The sequence below is a fragment of the Sphingobium salicis subsp. salicis genome, from assembly GCF_049472635.1.
Lineage (GTDB): Bacteria > Pseudomonadota > Alphaproteobacteria > Sphingomonadales > Sphingomonadaceae > Sphingobium > Sphingobium yanoikuyae_A.
In genome coordinates this window covers 933,036-951,209 of sequence record NZ_JAYRCS010000001.1, presented here as the reverse complement: position 1 = coordinate 951,209, position 18,174 = coordinate 933,036, and the positions used below count along the sequence as shown (strand labels likewise).

At 65.7% G+C, this 18,174-nt stretch carries 14 protein-coding genes; 3 read left to right on the top strand and 11 right to left on the bottom strand.

The genetic code is table 11. The features are described 5' to 3' along the window. Positions 1 to 222 precede the first annotated feature (222 nt). The 4 genes from VHN57_RS04680 to VHN57_RS04665 all read right to left on the bottom strand — a co-directional run bounded on the left by VHN57_RS04680 (position 223) and on the right by VHN57_RS04665 (position 4,252). Entirely contained in the window at positions 223 to 1,848 is a 1,626-nt protein-coding gene (locus tag VHN57_RS04680; RefSeq protein ID WP_423282921.1) for an FAD-dependent oxidoreductase, read from the bottom strand. Beyond that, positions 1,849 to 2,613: an anti-sigma factor family protein gene (locus VHN57_RS04675; protein WP_278988659.1), complete on the bottom strand. Its 765-nt coding sequence runs from the start codon at positions 2,611 to 2,613 to the stop codon at positions 1,849 to 1,851. It abuts the gene before it with no gap. Between the two features lie 3 nt (positions 2,614 to 2,616). Continuing rightward, positions 2,617 to 3,138, bottom strand: coding sequence for a sigma-70 family RNA polymerase sigma factor (locus VHN57_RS04670; protein ID WP_037507440.1), 522 nt, complete (start codon positions 3,136 to 3,138; stop codon positions 2,617 to 2,619). Between the two features lie 88 nt (positions 3,139 to 3,226). After that, positions 3,227 to 4,252 carry an oxidoreductase gene (locus tag VHN57_RS04665; RefSeq protein WP_278988839.1) on the bottom strand — a complete coding sequence of 342 codons (1,026 nt, stop codon included), beginning with the start codon at positions 4,250 to 4,252 and terminating at the stop codon, positions 3,227 to 3,229. A 113-nt stretch (positions 4,253 to 4,365) separates the two neighbouring features. Between VHN57_RS04665 and VHN57_RS04660 the strand changes: the two genes are divergently transcribed. Then, the gene (locus VHN57_RS04660) at positions 4,366 to 4,875 is read left to right on the top strand and encodes a hypothetical protein (RefSeq protein WP_423282918.1); all 510 of its coding nucleotides are present in this window, start codon (positions 4,366 to 4,368) and stop codon (positions 4,873 to 4,875) included. A gap of 20 nt (positions 4,876 to 4,895) precedes the next feature. Further along, complete coding sequence (locus VHN57_RS04655; RefSeq protein ID WP_278988824.1) at positions 4,896 to 5,960, top strand: Gfo/Idh/MocA family protein; 1,065 nt, start codon at positions 4,896 to 4,898, stop codon at positions 5,958 to 5,960. A gap of 121 nt (positions 5,961 to 6,081) precedes the next feature. Here the strand turns inward: VHN57_RS04655 and VHN57_RS04650 are convergent, their stop codons facing one another. The 7 genes from VHN57_RS04650 to VHN57_RS04620 form a co-directional block, all read right to left on the bottom strand. Continuing rightward, positions 6,082 to 6,714, bottom strand: a complete 633-nt coding sequence (locus tag VHN57_RS04650; RefSeq protein ID WP_159365733.1) for a PaaI family thioesterase — start codon at positions 6,712 to 6,714, stop codon at positions 6,082 to 6,084. Between the two features lie 96 nt (positions 6,715 to 6,810). Beyond that, the gene (gene glgX / locus VHN57_RS04645; RefSeq protein WP_423282916.1) at positions 6,811 to 8,715 is read right to left on the bottom strand and encodes a glycogen debranching protein GlgX; all 1,905 of its coding nucleotides are present in this window, start codon (positions 8,713 to 8,715) and stop codon (positions 6,811 to 6,813) included. Beyond that, positions 8,712 to 10,163 (bottom strand): glycogen synthase GlgA, encoded by a 1,452-nt coding sequence (glgA, locus tag VHN57_RS04640; RefSeq protein WP_423282914.1) that lies wholly within the window; start codon positions 10,161 to 10,163, stop codon positions 8,712 to 8,714. The genes glgX and glgA overlap by 4 nt, the downstream gene beginning before the upstream one ends. Positions 10,164 to 10,171: 8 nt before the next feature. Then, positions 10,172 to 11,431, bottom strand: a complete 1,260-nt coding sequence (glgC, locus tag VHN57_RS04635) for a glucose-1-phosphate adenylyltransferase (protein WP_069336317.1) — start codon at positions 11,429 to 11,431, stop codon at positions 10,172 to 10,174. A 48-nt stretch (positions 11,432 to 11,479) separates the two neighbouring features. After that, on the bottom strand, positions 11,480 to 13,654 hold the full coding sequence (gene glgB, locus VHN57_RS04630) for a 1,4-alpha-glucan branching protein GlgB (RefSeq protein WP_278987229.1): 2,175 nt from the start codon (positions 13,652 to 13,654) through the stop codon (positions 11,480 to 11,482). 39 nt (positions 13,655 to 13,693) lie between these two features. Continuing rightward, positions 13,694 to 16,159, bottom strand: coding sequence for a glycogen/starch/alpha-glucan phosphorylase (locus VHN57_RS04625; RefSeq protein ID WP_099231761.1), 2,466 nt, complete (start codon positions 16,157 to 16,159; stop codon positions 13,694 to 13,696). Positions 16,160 to 16,278: 119 nt separating this feature from the next. Next, positions 16,279 to 17,484, bottom strand: coding sequence for a serine hydrolase domain-containing protein (locus tag VHN57_RS04620; RefSeq protein ID WP_278987228.1), 1,206 nt, complete (start codon positions 17,482 to 17,484; stop codon positions 16,279 to 16,281). 158 nt (positions 17,485 to 17,642) lie between these two features. On the opposite strand from VHN57_RS04620, the gene VHN57_RS04615 reads away from it, so the two are divergent. Beyond that, entirely contained in the window at positions 17,643 to 18,155 is a 513-nt protein-coding gene (locus tag VHN57_RS04615; RefSeq protein ID WP_029547652.1) for an RNA polymerase sigma factor, read from the top strand. The last annotated feature ends 19 nt before the right edge of the window (positions 18,156 to 18,174 follow it).

The window sequence follows — 18,174 nt, the reverse complement described above, 5'->3', positions numbered from 1 at the left end:
TCGTTTCGAGCCTGTCGAGAAACGACCAGAAATGGACATTCCTCCCCGGAACGGGGAGGTGGCAGCGCGAAGCGCTGACGGAGGGGCAGGTGCCTATTAGTGCTGCGCTATTGGGCCTGTGCCCCTCCACCACTCGCTGCGCGAGTGGTCCCCCTCCCCGTGCCGGGGAGGAATGTCTTGTTCCCACCCATCACCACCGTTCGGCGAACCTCAAAGTAAGCGCTACGATGCCTTCGCCAGTCCCGGCACCCGCACTGGCTGCGCCACTGGCCGGTTGAGGGCGACCGACAGCCGATCGGCCGTGCGCAACGCCAGCGCGGCAATGGTCAGCGTCGGGTTGGCCCAGCTTGACGTCGGGAAAGTCGACGATCCCACGACATAGAGATTGGCCTGGCCATGCACCCGGCCATCGGCATCCACCACGCCCTGGCGCGGATCGGTCGCCATGCGGGTCGTGCCCATATGATGATAGCCGCCGATCGCGTGGGAGGAGATGAGCGGATCGTTGCGCCACAATTCGCCCGGCTCGTCCAGCCAGTCGGCACGCTCGACCCGGCCCATGCCCAGCCGCTTGAGTTCGCGGCCCAGACCATCGACCAGTCCCGTCACGCTATGCTTGTCGATCGCCGACAAGCGCCAATCCAGCGCCACGCGCGGCACGCCCAACGCATCACGTTCCTTCGTCAGCAGCACCCGGCTGTCGGGATTGGGCGCCTGCTCCGCCCGCACCAGCAGCGCGATCTCCAGCTTGCCCGCCTTGTGCAGCAGCCAGGGGCGCAGCGGATCGACATGGCGCTGGGCCCAGGTCGCCGCCTTCTTGGTCATCATCCATAGCCGCCGGCCGCTGCGCGTCGGCGACATGTCATGCTTGAGCGATCCATAGGCCCGCATGCCCCAGAATTGCGACGCCCGCGCCGGTTGCCGCCCGACGATCGTCAACGAACTGTTGAGCAGCCCCTCGCGCTGCTGCAGATCGGCCGAGGGTGTGATCAGCGCCGCCATGTCATGCCCGCCGATCCGGTGCCGCCGGCCGAACGCCTTGAGCAGCGGCCAGGCCCTGGCATCGACGATCCGCCCGCCGCGCGCATGGGGATGCTCCATGAAGTGGCGGCCGACCTGGTCGCGCTCATTGCCGATATTCGACGCCAGCAGCAGCCGGGCATTCTCGATCCCGCCCGCCGCCAGCACGAAGGCGCGGGCCTCGACATGCAGATGCGCGCCGGCCAGCGCCTTCGCCTCGATCCGGCTGATCGCGCCATCCTTCGTCACGATCCGTGTGACGCTCGCATGGGTGATGATCTCGCAGCGTGGATGGTCGCGCAGATCCTGGCACGCGTCGAAGGTGAAGCGGTTGAAACGCGGATCGAAATTCCACACCGGCATGTGCAGTTCCGACCGGTCGAACCCCGGCAGCGGTACGCCATGGGCGCTCAGCGCCTCCGCGCTCGCCGGCTCGTCGCCAATCTCGAATATGCCGCGCGCCTGGCCATAATAATCCTGCAGTTCGTCCCAGGACAGCGGCCAGCCTGATCCCGCCACCCAGTCGCGGCGCTGGAGGTCGATCAGGTCCAACGTAGCACAGCGCCCGCCCCAGATCGCCGTCGTGCCGCCAAAGAAGCGCAGCCGCGCATCGTCCAGATCATAATAGGCCTGGCCAACATTCTTGCCGGCGTTGAGGTCGGCGGTTTCCCGCTCATAGTCCAGCCCGCCGCTTTCCAGCAGCAGCACCTGATGCCCGGCCGCCAGCAGCCGGCGCGCGGTGGTGATGCCGGCCGCGCCCGCGCCGATGACGCAGACATCTGCCTGCCGGCGCAGCGCGCCGGTCTGTTGCGAGAGATCAATGCTCATTCATGCGTCCTGATTATTGGCCAGATCGGCCGCGTGCTTCTGCAGGAAATCCTGGGATTCCACGCCGGTCAGCACATAGACGGTGCCCTTGCGGGCCCAGTAGGCGATGGTCTCGCCGTCGACGACCTGGGTGCGCGGCGTTTCCGGCAGGCCGGTGACGGCCCGCGCCGCGAACAGCGACACCGGCGCCTTTTCGCCTGCATCGATCACCAGTTGCAGGCTCGGCCCATAGTCGGACGGGAACAGCTGCACGTCCAGCACCCGCCAGCCCGCCGGCAGCACCGGCACGTTGATATGGGTGGCCGACCGGACATCGGCCGGGTCGAAATGCGGGATTTCGGGCTGCGACTTCATGTGCGACCGCACCAGCGCGGTCTTGTGCGACATCAAGGCCTCCTCGATGAACACCGGCATCGCCTGCGCCGTCGGCGCCACGCCCATGTTCAGCTTGCCCACGCCCAGCGCCACCGCGGCGACGATGCCCGCCGCCATCGCCAGCCCGCCGCTCAGCCGCCGAAACAGGCGGCTGCGGTGCAGCGCGCCTTCCACCTTGCGGGCGTTGTCATGCAGACGTTGCGGCACCGGCTGATCATCGCGCTCCGCTAGTGCCCGCATCGCGTCCCGCACCGACAGATCGGCCAGCACGCGCGCGGCGACATCGGGATTGCGCACGAGATAATCGGCCACTTCCAGCCGCCCCATAGCGTCGAGCTGGTCGTCGACATAGGCATGCAGTTCGCATTCGGTGATGGTGAGTTCCGCCATGGCTCAATCCCTCACGATGCGCAGATGGCCGGGGCGCACGGCGGGCGCCCCCTCCTCCAGCGCGCGCAGCTTAGCGCGGGCGCGGGACAGGCGCGAAATCAGCGTGCCGATGGGAATGCCGATCGCGTCGGCCGCATCCTGATAGGAAAGCCCCTCGACCGCGACGAGATGCAGCACGGTCTGCTGCTCCTCCGGCAAGGCGCTCAGCGCCGCCTCAATCTGGTGCAGCCGGACCATCTGTTCCTGCGCCGGCGCCGCCACCGGCTCGGCCTGCGCCACGGCGTCGGCGCGGAATCGTTCGCGCACGGCCGCCCGGCGGGTGCCACTGACGAAGACATTGTGCAGGATGGAAAACAGCCAGACGCGCAATGGCCGGCCGCGCTGATAGCTGTCGGCATTGGCATAGGCACGCACCAGCGCATCCTGGACCAGGTCTTCGGCATCGCTTTCATTGCCGGTCAGTCGACGGGCGTAGCGCATCAGCGCAGGCAGCAGGTCGACGACCTTGGGCGACGTGGGTTTCATACGTCACTTACGCCTCAGTGGCGGCTTTAATCCCCCTTTCTACCAAATTATTTCCAGACCATGTATCGGGGCTTTCCCCGATCGGAGGTCAGGGTCGGATTTCGCGCCTTTCCGCGCTGCTGCGCAGGCCTGCTTCCAATATTTCCATCACCGCGATCGCCTCGTCCGCCGGCACCGGATTGGCGCCCTCGCCCCGGATCGCATCAGCCAGCGCCTGCCAGAACAGCCGATAATCGCCGCGCTCATTCACGACCGGATGCATGTCGCCCGCCGCATCGGTCAGATGGCCCGGCTGCGGATCGACGCCCCAGTCCGCCCCCTCGGGCCGCTGCCCGGCGACCGTCGCCGCCTCCTGCCCGTCGGTCCCATTCTTGATCCAGCTGCCGCCCGTGCCATGGACGACGAAGCGCAATCCATGCGCCGCCGCCTGCTTGGTCGCATGCAGCAGCACGCGATGGCGCGAATAGCGCAGCGTCACATGGAAATAGTCGGGCGACGCTGCCCCCTCGCGCAGCGCGGCAATGTCCGCGCTCACCCCTTCGGGCTTGCCGAACAGGCACAGCGCCTGATCGACCAGATGCGGCCCCAGATCCTGCCAGATGCCCGCCGCCCGCGCATCCTTCCAGGTCGTCGCCGGGGTCGGTCGCCAACGGTCGAAATGGCTTTCGAACTGGATGATCTCGCCCAACCGCCCCTCGGCGATCAGCCGGCGCAAGGTGCGGAAATCCGCGTCCCAGCGCCGGTTCTGGAAGATCGCCAGCAACCTGCCCGCGCCTTCCGCCTCGGCCGCGACCCGGCGCGCATCGGCCAGCGTGGTGGCAAAGGGCTTGTCCACCAGCACATGCTTGCCCGCCCGCAGCGCCGCGATCGCATGATCGGCATGCAGCTCGTCCGGACTGCACACGATCACCAGATCGATCCCCGGCAACGCCAGCAGCGCATCGACATCAGGCACCACCTGCATGTCGGGCAGGCCGGCATGGACCTTGGCCGGGTCGCGCGACACCACCGCGCGCAGCGCCATGCCCGGCGTCGCCAGCACATAGGGCGCGTGGAAGGCCCGCCCGCCAAGCCCATAGCCGATCAGGCCCACACCGATTTCCTGCATCATCATCGTCCCATATCGCCGGGGCGGATCAGGGCGCCCGCGCCTTGCCCCAATAAGATAGCACATACTATCTTCACCCCGAATCCCGCGAACGGGATCATGCCGAGAGGATAGCGCCCATGTTGTTGCGCCGACCATCGCCGCTTGTCGACCCGGCATCGGGCGTGCTGCGCGCCGAACATTTCCAGATCGCCTATGCGACCAACGATATCGACCGCGCCCAGACGATCCTGGCCGATCGCTATGGCATAGGCGCCTTTCGCCGGCTCGAAGGGCCGCTGGCGGCCGGCGGCCAGATCCGCGTCGAACTGACCTGGGTCGGCCCCGTCATGTATGAATTGCTGACCGCCTCCGGGCCGGGGTCGGCCATCTACATGGACCGGCTCGCCCCCGGCGATGCTTTCCAGATGCGCAATCATCATCTGGGCTATCTGATCCACGACGCCGCGCAGTGGCAGGCGCTGCTCGCCCGCGCGCAAGCCGACGGCCTGCCCGTCCCCCATGTCAGCCATAATCAGGGCTTCATGGACAGTTGCTTCGTCGATGCGCCGGAGCTGGGCCATTATCTCGAATATATTTTCCCGACCCAGGCCGGGATCGACTTCTTCGCCGCCGTTCCCGCCACCTGACCCGCCCGAAAGGACCAACCATGCCCCCTGCCCCCCGCGCGATCGTCGTCGGCACCGGCTTTGGCTGCCGCATCCATGTGCCCGCGCTGCGCGCTGCCGGGTTCGAGGTAGCGGGCCTCGTCGGCACCGACCCCGACCGCACCCGCCGCCGCGCCGACAGTGTCACCATCGCTGACATCTTTACGGATCTGGGCGAAGCGATCGAGCGCACCGGCGCCGTTGCGGTAACGATCGCCACGCCGCCCGCCACCCATGCCGCGCTCGCCCTGACCGCGATCGAGCGCGGCTGTCATATACTTTGCGAAAAGCCGATGGCCGCCGACCTGGCCGAGGCCCGCGCGATGCTGGCGGCGGCGGAACAGGCGGGCGTCACGCACCTGATCGGCAATGAGTTCCGCTGGGCGCCCGATCGCGCGATGATCGGCCGCGCCATCGCCAACGGGCTGATCGGCGATCCGCGCTATGTGACGCTATCCAGCGTCCTGCCGATCGTCGCCGATCCCGCCGCCCGCATGCCGCGCTGGTGGTTCGATGCCGGCGCGGGCGGCGGCTGGCTCGGCGCCCATGGCTCGCATCTGGTCGACCAGTTGCGCGTCTGGTTGGGTGAGGTCGACAGCCTCAGCGCTACCCTCCCCACCGTCTCGGACCGCCCGGCCGACGCGGCGGAGGACAGCTATATCGTCCGCTTCCGCATGAAGAATGGCGCACAGGGCATTCTCCAGCACAGCGCCGGGGTCTGGGGACCGTCCGAGAATGTGAGCCGCGTCGCCGGCACCCATGGCACGCTCTGGGTCGACAAAGGCGTGGTCAGGATCGCCGACCGGGATGGCGTGCGCGACATGCCCGTCGATGCCGACCTTGGCCTGCCGCCGATCGAAGCCGACGATCCGCGCAAAGCGGCAATGCTGTTCGAACTCGCCCCCTTCATCCGCCTGTACGAAGCGCTGCGCGCCGGTGTCGAAGGTCGGCCCATGCCCGATGGCGTCCCGGTCCCGACCTTCCATGATGGCGTCGCGGCGATGGCGATACTCGACGCGATCCGCCGCTCCGCCGCGCAGGATGGCGCGCTCATCAAAATGGCCTGAAAAAAGAGAAGGCCCGTCGACGGGGGGATGTCGACGGACCCGATCTGCGAGACCGCCCGAGCGGGGGGAAGTGCGGCGGCCTCATGCAACAGAACGGGCCAGTGCGGCGATGGTTCCCGCCTTATTGCTGATGCGGCAGCAATTCGATGAACAGCCCCTCGGCGTCGGCACACAGAACATCCCCATCCCGCAACTCACCCCGCACGAAACGCTTGCGCCCCTCGACCTTCGTGACCCAGGCACTGACCTGCAATTCCTTGTCGATCGGCGTGATCGCGCGATAATTGACGTGCAGATAGGCGGTGCGCGCCATGCGCTGCGCGCTCATATTCGCCGGCAGCCCCAATATTTCGTCGAACAGCAAAGCCACCGCCCCGCCATGGGCGGCATAATTGGCGCCCAGATGGAAGGCGCCAAAGGTAACGCGGGCATGGAGCGAATCATCGCCCATCTGATCGGGGATGAAGGCCGGTGCGAACACCTGGCCATGGCCCGGCGCATCGCGCACCCGGCCGAACATGCGATGCGCTTCGTCCGCCACCATCGGCGTCAGCCGCTGCGTCCAGGCGGCCAGGTCCGCGTCCAGTGCCTGCGCCGTAGCGTCGTCCAGCTTGGCCGCGGCGACATGGTCCAGAAAATCGCGCAGCCGGTCGATCATCGCGCCATAGGGCGTATCGCCCGTCAGCCAGCGCCCGCCCAACAGATCCCGTTCCTCGTCCGCTCCCGGTCCTGCCGCCGATCCTGCTTCCGTCATCTGTCGTCCTGCTCCCTTTGCCCCTGCTTAGCCATGCTTTGGCGGGCGAAGGAAGCCCCCGATCGGCGGGCAGGATGCCGGGTGGATCGCCGCGCATCAATCGGGCGCGGCTGCACCTTCCGGGATAACGCTACGGCGTTGCGGCATGACGCTGCGCCCCGGCACCATCAGGGGACCGTCAGGCAGATCGAAAAGAAAATCTCCCTCCGCGCCATTGATGCACAGGCTTAGGCCCGACGCCCGAAAATGCAGCACCAGCCGCCGCCGCGCAGGATCCTCCCATTGGGCGACGCTCAGCGGCTGACCGCCCTCGTCCAGCCAGACGACATCGCCCTCGCCCAGCAGCGCCACGTCGGTCAATTCGGCGCAACGCCGCCGCCACTCCCCCAGCGCAAAGGCATGGGCCTCGATCTCCCGGTCGCGCGCGTCCCACTCGATCCAACTGATGCCATTATCCTGCGCATAGGCATTGTTATTGCCCATCTGGCTGCGTCCGAACTCGTCGCCCGCCGTCAGCATGATCGTCCCGCGCGAGCAGAAGAGGGTGGAGAGCAGCGCCTTGATGTCGCGCCGCCGCGCCGCGTTCACCGCCGGATCGTCGCTCGCCCCCTCCACGCCATTGTTCCAGCTGAAATTCTCGCCATGCCCGTCGCGATTATCCTCGCCATTGGCGAGGTTATGCTTGGCCGCATAAGCGGTGCAGTCGGCCAAAGTGAAGCCGTCATGGGCGGCGAGGAAATTGACGCTGCGGGTCATCCCCTCGAAAATATCCGATGATCCTGCCAGCCGCGTGGCAAAGGCACCGATCGTACCAGCGTCGCCCCGCCAGAATCGCCGCATATCGTCACGATAACGGTCATTCCATTCCAGCCAGGGCGGCCCGAACCGGCCCAGTTGATAGCCCCCCGGCCCGATATCCCATGGCTCGGCGATCAGAATGCGGTCGCCCAGCACCGGATCAGCGCGCATCTCCGCCAGCAGCGGCGCATCACGGTCGAACCCGTCCGGCAGCCGCCCCAGCGCCGGCGCCAGATCGAAACGGAAGCCGTCGATCCCCGCCTGCACCACGAAATGGCGCAGCGATTCCAGGATCAGCCGGCGCACCATCGGCTGGTTGCAATCCACGCTGTTGCCGGTGCCGGTATCGTTGATCAGCCGCCCGTCCGCCTCATGCCGGAAATAGGCGCGGGCATTGAGGCCGCGCAGCGACAAGGTCGGCCCCAGCCTGTCGCTTTCGCCGTCATGATTATAGACCATGTCCATGATCACGCCGATCCCCGCATCGTGCAGCGCCGCCACCGTATCGCGCAGTTCGGTTAGGCCGCCGGGCGCCAGTCGCGGATCGAGCGCGAAATAGCTGACCGGATTATAGCCCCAGGCATTGCGCAGGCCGAGCGGCGGCAAATGTCGCTCGTCGATCCAGGCGTTGATCGGCATCAGTTCGACCGCCCCAACGCCCAGCTTCTGCAGATGATCGATCACCACCGGATGCGCCAGCGCCGCGATCGTGCCGCGCCGCGCCTCGGGAACGTCAGGATGCAACAGCGAGAAGCTGCGCACCTGCAATTCATAGATCAGCCCGCCTGGCTGGAAGCATGGCGGCGCCGGCGCGACCGGCGGCAGAGGCGCGCTCACAACCCCTTTGGGCATCAGCGGCGCCGTATCCTCCCCCTGCCCGCGCGGTGCGGCCAGCATCGGGTCATGGACGAAGGCCCGGTCGAGCGCCGGCGCATAGGGATCGAGCAGCAGTTTGTCGGGATCGAACCATAGGCCGCTATCGGGATCATATGGGCCGTCGGCGCGCAGGCCATAGCGGCGCCCGACGCCGACGCCCGGCGCATGGACCTGCCAGACGCCCTCCTCTCCCCGCGTCATCGGCAGGCGGGTCTCCCGGTCGCCCTGATCGAACAGGCAGAGCCAGAGCTGCGTCGCCTCCGGCGCCCAGACGGCAAAGCGGGTTCCGCCGGCATCGATCACCGGCCCGAACCCGCCCGCGCTCATGCCGCTTCGCGCCCCAGCAGGCTGCGATAAAGGGCCGCATAGCGCGCCGCGCTATGGGTCCAGCTGAAATCGGCGCGCATCCCCGCGCGCTGCATCGCCTGCCAGGCCTCCGGCTCGCCATGCAGGCGCACCGTCCGCGCAATCGCGCCGTGCAGCGCCAGCGGATCATCGCCAGCGAACAGGATGCCGGTCGCCACGCCCGCGCTCACCGCCGCCTCATTGGCGTCGATCACCGTATCGGCCAGGCCACCGACCCGCGCCACCACCGGCACGCAGCCATAGCGCAGGCCATAAAGCTGGGTCAGGCCGCATGGCTCGAACCGCGACGGGATCAGGATCGCGTCGCCGCCCGCCTGCAACAGATGCGACATCGGCTCGTCATAGCCGATCTGCACGCCCACCCGGCCGCGATGGCGGTCCGCCGCCGCCAGAAAACCGCCCTCCAGCGCATGATCGCCCGATCCCAGCACCGCCAGCTTCGCGCCCAGCCCGACCAGATGGTCGATCGCCCCCATCATCAGGTCCATGCCCTTTTGCCAGGTCAGGCGGCTGATGATGACGAAGATCGGCGCATCGTCGCGCTGCAGGCCGAAGCGCTTTTCCAGCGCCCGCCGGTTGGCGCTGCGCCCGCTCAGCGCGCGCGCGCTGTAGCGCCGCGCGATCAGTTCATCCTCGGCCGGGTTCCAGATATCGGTATCGACTCCGTTCAATATGCCGTGCAGCTTGTCGCTGCGCCCGTTGATCAGCCCGTCCAGCCCCATGCCATGGACCGGCGAGCGGATTTCCTCGGCATAGGTCGGGCTGACCGTAGTGATCGCATCGGCCGACACCAACCCCGCCTTCAGGAAGCCGGTGCCGCCATAATATTCGACGCCATCCATGCCCCAGGCTTCGGCCGGCAGGCCCAACTGAGCGAATATCTCCGGGCCGAACCGCCCCTGAAAGGCCAGGTTATGGATGGTCACGACGCGCGGCACGGCATGGGCCGGGCCAAAGCGCATATAGGCCGCCGTCATCGCCGCCTGCCAGTCATGGACATGGACGATGTCGGGCACCCAGCCCTTCACGCCCTCCGCCGCAATGTCCGCCCCGACCCGCGCCAGCGCGGCAAAGCGCCGCCAATTGTCGCCCCAGTCATTGCCGCCATGGTCGCCATAGGGCCCGCCTTCGCGCGCGAAGAAATCGGGCGCATCCAGCACCAGCAGGTCGAGGTCGCCGACCTTGCCCGCCAGCACCGTCGCCGGGGCGCCGAACAGCTTGTCATAGCGACGCACCGCCTTGGCCTTACCCAGCTTCGACAGCACCGACGGATAGCCCGGCACCAAGGTCCGGGTCTCGACATCATGGCCGGCCAGCGCGCCGGGCAGCGCGCCGACGACATCGGCCAGCCCCCCGGTCTTGATCAGCGGATAGATTTCGGACGCAACCGACAGAAGCTTCATCATCATCCTTCGTTTCAGGCCACCAGCCGATCGATCATCGGCTGCGTCACCAGGCATATGCCGCTGTCGGTGCGGCGGAAATGCTGCGCGTCAAAGGCCGGGTCTTCGCCGATGATCAGGCCCGGCGGGATGCTGATCCCGGAATCCACCACGCATTTGTGCAGCCGCGCGCCGCGCCCGATCACGCAGTTGGGCATGATGACGCTCTCTGTAATGGAAGAGAAGCTGTGGGTGCGCACTTCGGAAAAGAGCAGGCTGCGATGCAGCGAGGAGCCCGACACGATGCAACCGCCCGCCACCAGCGAACTGGTCGCCGATCCGCGCCGGCCATCCTCATTATGGACGAACTTGGCCGGCGGCGTGACCTCCGAATAGGTCCAGAGCGGCCAGCTGCGGTCGTAAAGGTCCAGGCTCGGCACGACGTCGGTCAGGTCGATATTGGCCTGCCAATAGGCGTCGATCGTGCCGACATCGCGCCAATAGGGCACCAGCTCGCTTTCCGCCCGCACACAGCTGCTGGAGAAGCGATGCGCCACCGCCTTCCCGTGCTTGACGATATAGGGGATGATATCGCCACCGAAATCACGCTTGCTGTTCTTGTCGTCGGCGTCCCGCCACAATTGCTCGATCAGGAAGCGGGTGCGAAACACATAGATGCCCATCGATGCCAGCGCCATGTCGGGCTGGCCGGGAATGGCGGGCGGATCCTTGGGCTTTTCAACAAAGGCGGTGATGACGTCCGCCTCGTCGACATGCATCACACCAAAGCCTACCGCCTCCTGACGCGGCACCTCCAGACAGCCGACCGTGACGTCCGCGCCACTGTCGACATGCTGCTGCAGCATCAGCTCATAGTCCATCTTGTAGACATGATCGCCGGCCAGGATGACCATATATTCCGGCGCATAGCTTTCGATGATGTCGATATTCTGGAACACCGCGTCGGCCGTGCCCTCATACCATTGGCTTTCGGAAATACGCTGGCTGGCGGGCAATATGTCGAAGCTCTCGTTGCGCTCGGGCCGCAGGAAGTTCCACCCGCGCTGCAAATGGCGGATCAGCGAATGGGCCTTATACTGGGTCGCGACGCCGATGCGGCGAATACCGCTGTTGAGCGCGTTGGACAGGGCAAAGTCGATGATCCGCGCCTTGCCGCCGAAATGCACCGCCGGCTTGGCCCGCCGGTCGGTCAGCTCGGCAAGGCGACTGCCGCGACCGCCGGCCAGCACATAGGCCATGGCGTCGCGCGCGATCGGCTGATTGCGTTGTTGCATTAGGGCTCCTCTCTCATGCCCGCGACCGCCTGCACGCGTTCCTCGGTATCAATAGTCCAGTTCCAGCATCAAGGTTCCGAAGGGCGGGATGGTTATGTTCGCCCATCCGCTCTCATCGGCCTCGACCACGCCCATATTGCCGGCTCCGCTGCCGCCATATTCACACGCATCGCTATTGAGTATCTCGCGCCAGCGACCACCCACGGGCAGCCGCATGCGATAGCCATGGCGCAGCACCGGCGTGAAATGGCTGATGACGACGATCGGCTTGTGGCCGGGCGCCCGCCGTTGCCAGGCAAAGACGCTGTCCGCCGCGCCGTCGACCAGCACCCATTCAAACCCTTCCGCCTCGCAATCGCGCGCATGCAATGCCGGCCGCGAGCGATAGAGGCGGTTGAGGTCGCCGACCAGCATTTGCACGCCCTGATGGGGCGCATGATCGACCAGGTTCCAGTCGAGCGCCCGCTGCTCGCTCCACTCGGCGCGCTGGGCAAATTCCTGCCCCATGAACAGCAGCTTCTTGCCGGGATAGCCCCACATGAAGGCATAATAAGCCCGCAGCGTCGCGAATTTCTGCCAGTCGTCGCCCGCCATCTTGTGCAGCAGCGACGACTTGCCATGCACCACCTCGTCATGGCTCAGCGCCAGCACGAAATTCTCGCTGAAGGCGTAGAGCAAGCCGAAGGTGATGTCGTCATGATGATGCTGCCGATGCACCGGCTCGCGCGCCAGATAGCGCAGCGTGTCGTGCATGAAGCCCATATTCCATTTGAAGCCGAAGCCCAGACCACCCTGATGCACCGGCGCCGACACCTGCGGCCAGCTGGTCGATTCTTCCGCGATCGTCATCACGCCGGGCGACTCCGCATAGAGCGCCTTGTTCATCCCCTGGAGGAAGGCGACTGCCTCCACATTTTCCCGCCCGCCATGGTCGTTGGGGATCCATTCGCCAGGCTTGCGCGAATAATCGAGGTAGAGCATCGACGCGACTGCATCGACCCGCAGCCCGTCGACATGATAGCGCTCGGCCCAGAAGAGCGCATTGTTGGTCAGATATTCCGCGACCTCGCGCCGGCCGAAATTGTAGATCGCCGTGTTCCAGTCCGGCTGGAACCCCTTGCGCGGATCGGCATGTTCATAAAGCGCGGTGCCGTCGAACCGGGCCAGGCCATGCTCGTCGGTCGGGAAATGCGCCGGCACCCAATCAAGGAGGACGCCGATCCCCGCCCGGTGCGCGCCATCGACGAAGCGGGCAAAGCCCGCCGGATCGCCAAAACGCGCAGTCGGCGCATAAAGGCCCAGCGTCTGGTAGCCCCAGCTTGGATCATAGGGAAATTCGCTGATCGGCAAGAACTCGATATGGGTGAAACCCATGCCCACGACATAGGGGATCAGCCGCTCGGCCAGCGCATCCCAGTGCAGGAAATCGCCATTTTCGTCGCGCTGCCATGATCCGGCATGCACCTCGTAGATGGAGATGGGCTGCCTCCGCGCATCCGCCTTCTGCCAATGGTCGCGGTGATCCGCATCGCCCCATATATGCGCCGGCGGACCGTTGACGATCGACGCGGTCGACGGGCGCAGTTCCGAGCGAAAGGCGAAGGGATCAGCCTTGAGCGGCAGCACCACGCCGTCCGGCCCGACAATCTCGAACTTGTAGGGCTGGCCGATGCCGACTTCGGGCAGGAAGATTTCCCATACGCCCGCATCCTGCCGGTGCCGCATCGCCGCGCGCCGCCCGTCCCAGCGATTGAAGTCGCCGACCACCGACACGCGCCGGGCATTGGGCGCCCAGACCGCGAAATGGGTGCCGGCAATCCCTTCATGCTCCATCGGATGCGCGCCCAGCTTCTCGAACAGCCGCTTGTGCGATCCTTCGGCGAAATAATAATCGTCCATCGGCCCCAGCACCGGGCCAAAGCCATAGGGGTCGATCGTCGCATAGCGGCCGCCATCGGCATATTGCGCTTCATAGCGCAGCGGCTGGCGCTTGCGGATCTTGACCTTGCCCTCGAACAGTCCGGCCGGGTGGATCAGCGCCAGTTCGCCGACCGCCTTGCCATCCAGCGTGTGCGCGCTGACGCTGACGGCGTCGGGCAGCAGCACACAGGCGGTAAAACCGGTCTTGCCGCTGTCAGGATCGACCGGATGCACGCCAAGCGTCGCGAAGGGATCGGCATCCCGCCCTTCGACCAGCCGGTCGATCTGCTCCGGCGTCAGCACGCTCCTATCTCCCGTCTCCGCCGATAGCGGCCATTCTTATCATCCCATCTTCCAGATGTCGGCGGCATATTCGCGGATCGTCCGGTCGGACGAGAACCAGCCCATGCGCGCGACATTGTGAATCGCCTTCTTCGCCCACAATGCCTGATCCTGCCAGATGCCATCGACCCGGCGCTGGGCGGCGGCATAGCTGTCGAAATCGGCCGCCACCATGAACCAGTCATGGTCGTAGATACCCTGGATCAGATCCTTGTAGCGATTGGGGTCGTCGGGCGAGAAGACGCCGCTGGCAATGGCATTGAGCGCCTGCCCCAGTTCCCGGCTCTGTTCGATCACCGCGCGCGGATTATAGCCCTCGGCCCGGCGCTGGTTCACCTCGGCCGCGGTCAGGCCGAAGATCACGATATTATCCTCGCCGACATGGTCGCGCATCTCGACATTGGCGCCGTCCAGCGTGCCGATGGTCAGCGCGCCATTGACCGCGAACTTCATGTTGCCGGTGCCCGACGCCTCCATGCCGGCGGTCGAAATCTGTTCCGACAGATCGGCGGCCGGGATCATCATCTCGGCCATGGAGACATTGTAATTGGGCACGAACTGCACCTTCAGCAGCCCCTGCACCGACGGGTCATGATTGATCGCGCGGGCCACGTCGCCCGCCAGCTTTATGATCAGCTTGGCATTATGATAGCTGGGCGCCGCCTTGCCGCCGAACAGCTTGACCCGCGGTACCCAGTCCTTTTCCGGGTGAGAACGGATCTGGTCATAGAGCGCCACTGCCTCGATGATGTTGAGCAATTGCCGCTTATATTCATGGATGCGCTTGATCTGGATGTCGAACAGCGCGTCGGCGTCGATCCGCGCATTGATGCGCTTGCGCAGCAGGTCGGCCAGCGCGACCTTGTTGAAGCGCTTCACCGCCAGGAACCGTTCCTGGAAGGCGGTGTCGTCGGCGAAATTGTCAAGCTCGCGCAGCGCCTCGGCATCGTCCATGAAGCGGTCGCCGATCGCCTCGCGGATCAGCTCGAACAGGCCATGGTTGCACTGCATCAGCCAGCGGCGGAAGGTGACGCCGTTGGTCTTGTTGTTGATCCGCGCGGGATAGAGCTTGTGCAGGTCGGCAAAGACCGTGACCTTCATCAGGTCGGTATGCAGCGCCGACACGCCGTTGACGCTGTGCGATCCGGCAAAGGCCAGATTGCCCATCCGTACCCGCCGCTCGCCGCCCTCGTCGATCAGCGAGATGGTGCCGATCGCATGATCGTCGAACTGGCCGGACTTACGCGCCTCGCCTAGCAAGCGGCTGTTGATCGCATAGACGATCTGCATGTGCCGTGGCAGCAACCGCTCGAACAAGGGCACCGGCCAGCTTTCCAGCGCCTCGGGCAGCAAGGTGTGGTTGGTATAGCCGAAGGTGCGACGGACAATGTCCCAGCCCTCGTCGAAATCCAGCCCATGCTCGTCGACCAGGATGCGCATCAACTCCGCCACAGACACCGCCGGATGGGTATCGTTGAGCTGGATCGCCGCCTTGTCCGGCAGGGTGCGGACATCGCCGAAATATTGGATATGCCGCCGGACAATGTCCTGCAGCGAGGCGGAGGAGAAGAAATATTCCTGCCGCAGCCGCAATTCCTGCCCCGCCGGTGAAGAGTCGGCGGGATAGAGAACGCGGGTCAGCGCCTCGGCCCGGTTGCTTTCGGACAGCGCGCCCAGATGGTCGCCGGCATTGAACTTGTCGAGCAGGATCGGGTCGATCGGCTGCGCCTCCCACAGGCGCAGCGTATTGACCCGCTTGCCGCGCCAGCCGGCGATCGGCGTGTCATAGGGGGTGGCGATCACCCGTTCGGCCGGACGCCAGCTCATCTGATAGGGGCCGCAATTCTCGCACTCGGCCGGATCGACGCGCCCACCGAACCCGACCTCGTAACTCGCCTCGCGCCGCTCGAACTCCCAGGGGTTGCCGTGCGCCAGCCAGTTTTCCGGCAGTTCCACCTGCCAGCCGTCGCTGATCTCCTGCCGGAACATGCCGTTCACATAACGGATGCCATAGCCATAAGCGGGGATGTCGACCGTCGCCATGCTCTCCATGAAGCAGGCGGCGAGGCGCCCCAGGCCGCCATTGCCCAGCGCCGCATCCGGCTCCAGCGCGGCGATCAGGTCCAGGTCGACGCCCAGCGAGTCGAGCGCGGCCTGCAAATCGTCCAGCATCTCCATATTGGATGCGGCATCGCGCATCAGCCGGCCGATCAGGAATTCCAGGCTCAGATAATAGACCCGGCGCCCCTGTTCCTCATAGGTCTTGTGGGTGGACTCGATCCAGGCGTCGATCACCCGGTCGCGGATCGAGAGGATGACCGCATGCAGCCAGTCATGCGGCTTGGCTGCCTTGGCATCCTTGCCGATGCGATAGGTCAATCGCTCGACAATCTCATGGGCCAGAATCTGCGGATCAACCTGCCGGGGTGCCGGCTTGGGAAGCTGCGTCTCGCCCTTGAGATTCATGGCCGGGATCTCCCTCTATGAGTCACCGGGATGATGGCACAGCGCGCTTCGCCATGCCAATTCATTTTTTGCAGCGCAGCATGGACTATTCCCGCCTCTTTCTGCGGGCTTGGCCGTCGTCAGCTCGCGCCGCGCCGCTCGACGATGGCGGCCCCGATGCCGGCCCGCAATTCCGCCCGCACCGGATAGGTGCTGGACGGCAGATGCTGGGTCATGAACAGGCCGATCAGCCGCTCGACCGGATCGATGAAGAAATAGGTCGAGAATACCCCGCCCCAGTAAAATTGCTGGTTCGCCAGCGTCATCGCGAAGCCCAGGCCGAAACCCACGCCGGCATAATCCGCTTCGCTGAACATCGCCTGCGACATGCTGGCAAGATCGCCGCCGCCGGGCAGGTGATTGGTCCGCATCTGCGCCACCGTTTCGGGCTGCAACAGTCGTGCCCCATCCAGCTCGCCACCGCGCAGCAGCATCCGGGCAAAGCGATGATAGTCGGCGGTCGAGGAAATCAGCCCGCCCCCGCCCGATCGAAACCGCAGCTTGCGCCGCCAACTGCTGCGCGCGCCGCGATCCTTGAGCTTCAACCGGTCATCCTCCAGCCGCCAGGCGTCGGTCAGACGATCGATCCGATCCACCGGGATGGTGAAGAATGTATCCGTCATTCCGAGCGGCGCAAAGATATGTTCGCGAAAATGGCGTTCCAGATCCTGCCCCGACAGTCGCTCGACGATCACGCCCAGAACATCGGTCGAAACGCCGTAATTCCAGCGCTCGCCCGGCGAAAATTCCAGCGGCAGGCTGGCCAGCGCGGCGATGAATTCGTCCGATGATCGCTTCTGCTGGAACTCGTCCAGCCCCAGTTCGCGATAGCGCGCATCAATCGGCGTCTGCCGTTGCAGCCCATAGGTCAGGCCCGACGTGTGGCGCAGCAGGTCGATCATCTGCATCGGCCGCGTCATCCGCCCGCGCCCGTCCGCGCCGACGCGCAGGTCGGCAAATTCGGGCAGCACGTCGGTCACCGGATCGTCGAGCGCCACCTTGCCCTGTTCGACCAGCCGCATGAAGGCAACGCTGGTGACCGGCTTGGTCATAGACGCGATGCGGAACAGCGCGTCGGCCTGCAACGGCTCGCCGGTCGCGCGCGCCTGCCCCCGGCTGACCGACAGCAACGGCACCTCGTCGCGCGACACCAGCATCTGCATATGCGGCAATTTGCCGCTCTGCACATAGGTCCGGTCCAGATGATCGACCAGCGCGTCCAGCCGGTTAGGGTCCATCCCCGCCGCCCGCGCTGCTGCTGCATCCGCCACCTTCGCTGTCGCCATGTCCGCTCCTGCCATATCCGAAACGGGCTAGAGCAAGCCGCGCACTAGGTAAATGATTTCAGGCCATGACCGGTCGATCCACGCCTTGCCATTGCCAAGACCCCACCCCTGCCTCTATGGCAACCCGCCTGATCGCCAATACCGGACGCACCACAGGCATGGCCACGGGCCTTTCTGCTATCTTCTTCCAGAATCGCGCTGCCCTGCTGCGCTTCCTGCGCGCGCGCGGTGCGGGCGAGGATGCGGAAGATCTGCTGCAGGACATGTGGATGAAGCTGGAGGCCAAGGATCTGGGGCCGGTCGCCGATCCCCTGCCCTATCTCTATCGCATGGCCAACAATCTGATGCTCGACCGCTATCGCTCCGCCACCCGGCGCGAACGACGCGAGCAGGACTGGGCCGAAGGCGCCGGAGGGGTGATGGCCGATCCGAATGACGATCTGGCAGTCGACGAACGCATGATCCTCAATCAGCGGCTGGAACAGGCGCGCGGCATATTGGCCGATCTTGGCCCCCGCGTCGAACTGGTGTTCCGCCGTTTCCGCATAGAGGGGGTCGGCCAGCGGCTGATTGCGGAAGAATTGGGGGTCAGCCTGACCACGGTCGAGAAGGATCTGCAAAAGGCCTATCGGGCGATGCTTGCGCTCAAGCAAAGTCTGGATACGGAATGAGCGGATCGGCGGCGTCTGG

Excerpts from the sequence above, each read along its gene's own strand:
- VHN57_RS04660 (WP_423282918.1), top strand. The coding sequence starts at position 4,366 with ATGTTGTTGCGCCGACCATCGCCGCTTGTCGACCCGGCATCGGGCGTG.
- glgX (WP_423282916.1), bottom strand. The coding sequence starts at position 8,715 with ATGAGCGCGGGCGGGTTCGGGCCGGTGATCGATGCCGGCGGAACCCGC.
- VHN57_RS04665 (WP_278988839.1), bottom strand. The coding sequence starts at position 4,252 with ATGATGATGCAGGAAATCGGTGTGGGCCTGATCGGCTATGGGCTTGGC.
- VHN57_RS04680 (WP_423282921.1), bottom strand. The coding sequence starts at position 1,848 with ATGAGCATTGATCTCTCGCAACAGACCGGCGCGCTGCGCCGGCAGGCA.
- VHN57_RS04675 (WP_278988659.1), bottom strand. The coding sequence starts at position 2,613 with ATGGCGGAACTCACCATCACCGAATGCGAACTGCATGCCTATGTCGAC.
- VHN57_RS04650 (WP_159365733.1), bottom strand. The coding sequence starts at position 6,714 with ATGACGGAAGCAGGATCGGCGGCAGGACCGGGAGCGGACGAGGAACGG.
- glgC (WP_069336317.1), bottom strand. The coding sequence starts at position 11,431 with ATGCAACAACGCAATCAGCCGATCGCGCGCGACGCCATGGCCTATGTG.
- VHN57_RS04670 (WP_037507440.1), bottom strand. The coding sequence starts at position 3,138 with ATGAAACCCACGTCGCCCAAGGTCGTCGACCTGCTGCCTGCGCTGATG.
- glgA (WP_423282914.1), bottom strand. The coding sequence starts at position 10,163 with ATGATGATGAAGCTTCTGTCGGTTGCGTCCGAAATCTATCCGCTGATC.
- VHN57_RS04625 (WP_099231761.1), bottom strand. The coding sequence starts at position 16,159 with ATGAATCTCAAGGGCGAGACGCAGCTTCCCAAGCCGGCACCCCGGCAG.
- VHN57_RS04620 (WP_278987228.1), bottom strand. The coding sequence starts at position 17,484 with ATGGCGACAGCGAAGGTGGCGGATGCAGCAGCAGCGCGGGCGGCGGGG.
- VHN57_RS04655 (WP_278988824.1), top strand. The coding sequence starts at position 4,896 with ATGCCCCCTGCCCCCCGCGCGATCGTCGTCGGCACCGGCTTTGGCTGC.
- VHN57_RS04615 (WP_029547652.1), top strand. The coding sequence starts at position 17,643 with ATGGCCACGGGCCTTTCTGCTATCTTCTTCCAGAATCGCGCTGCCCTG.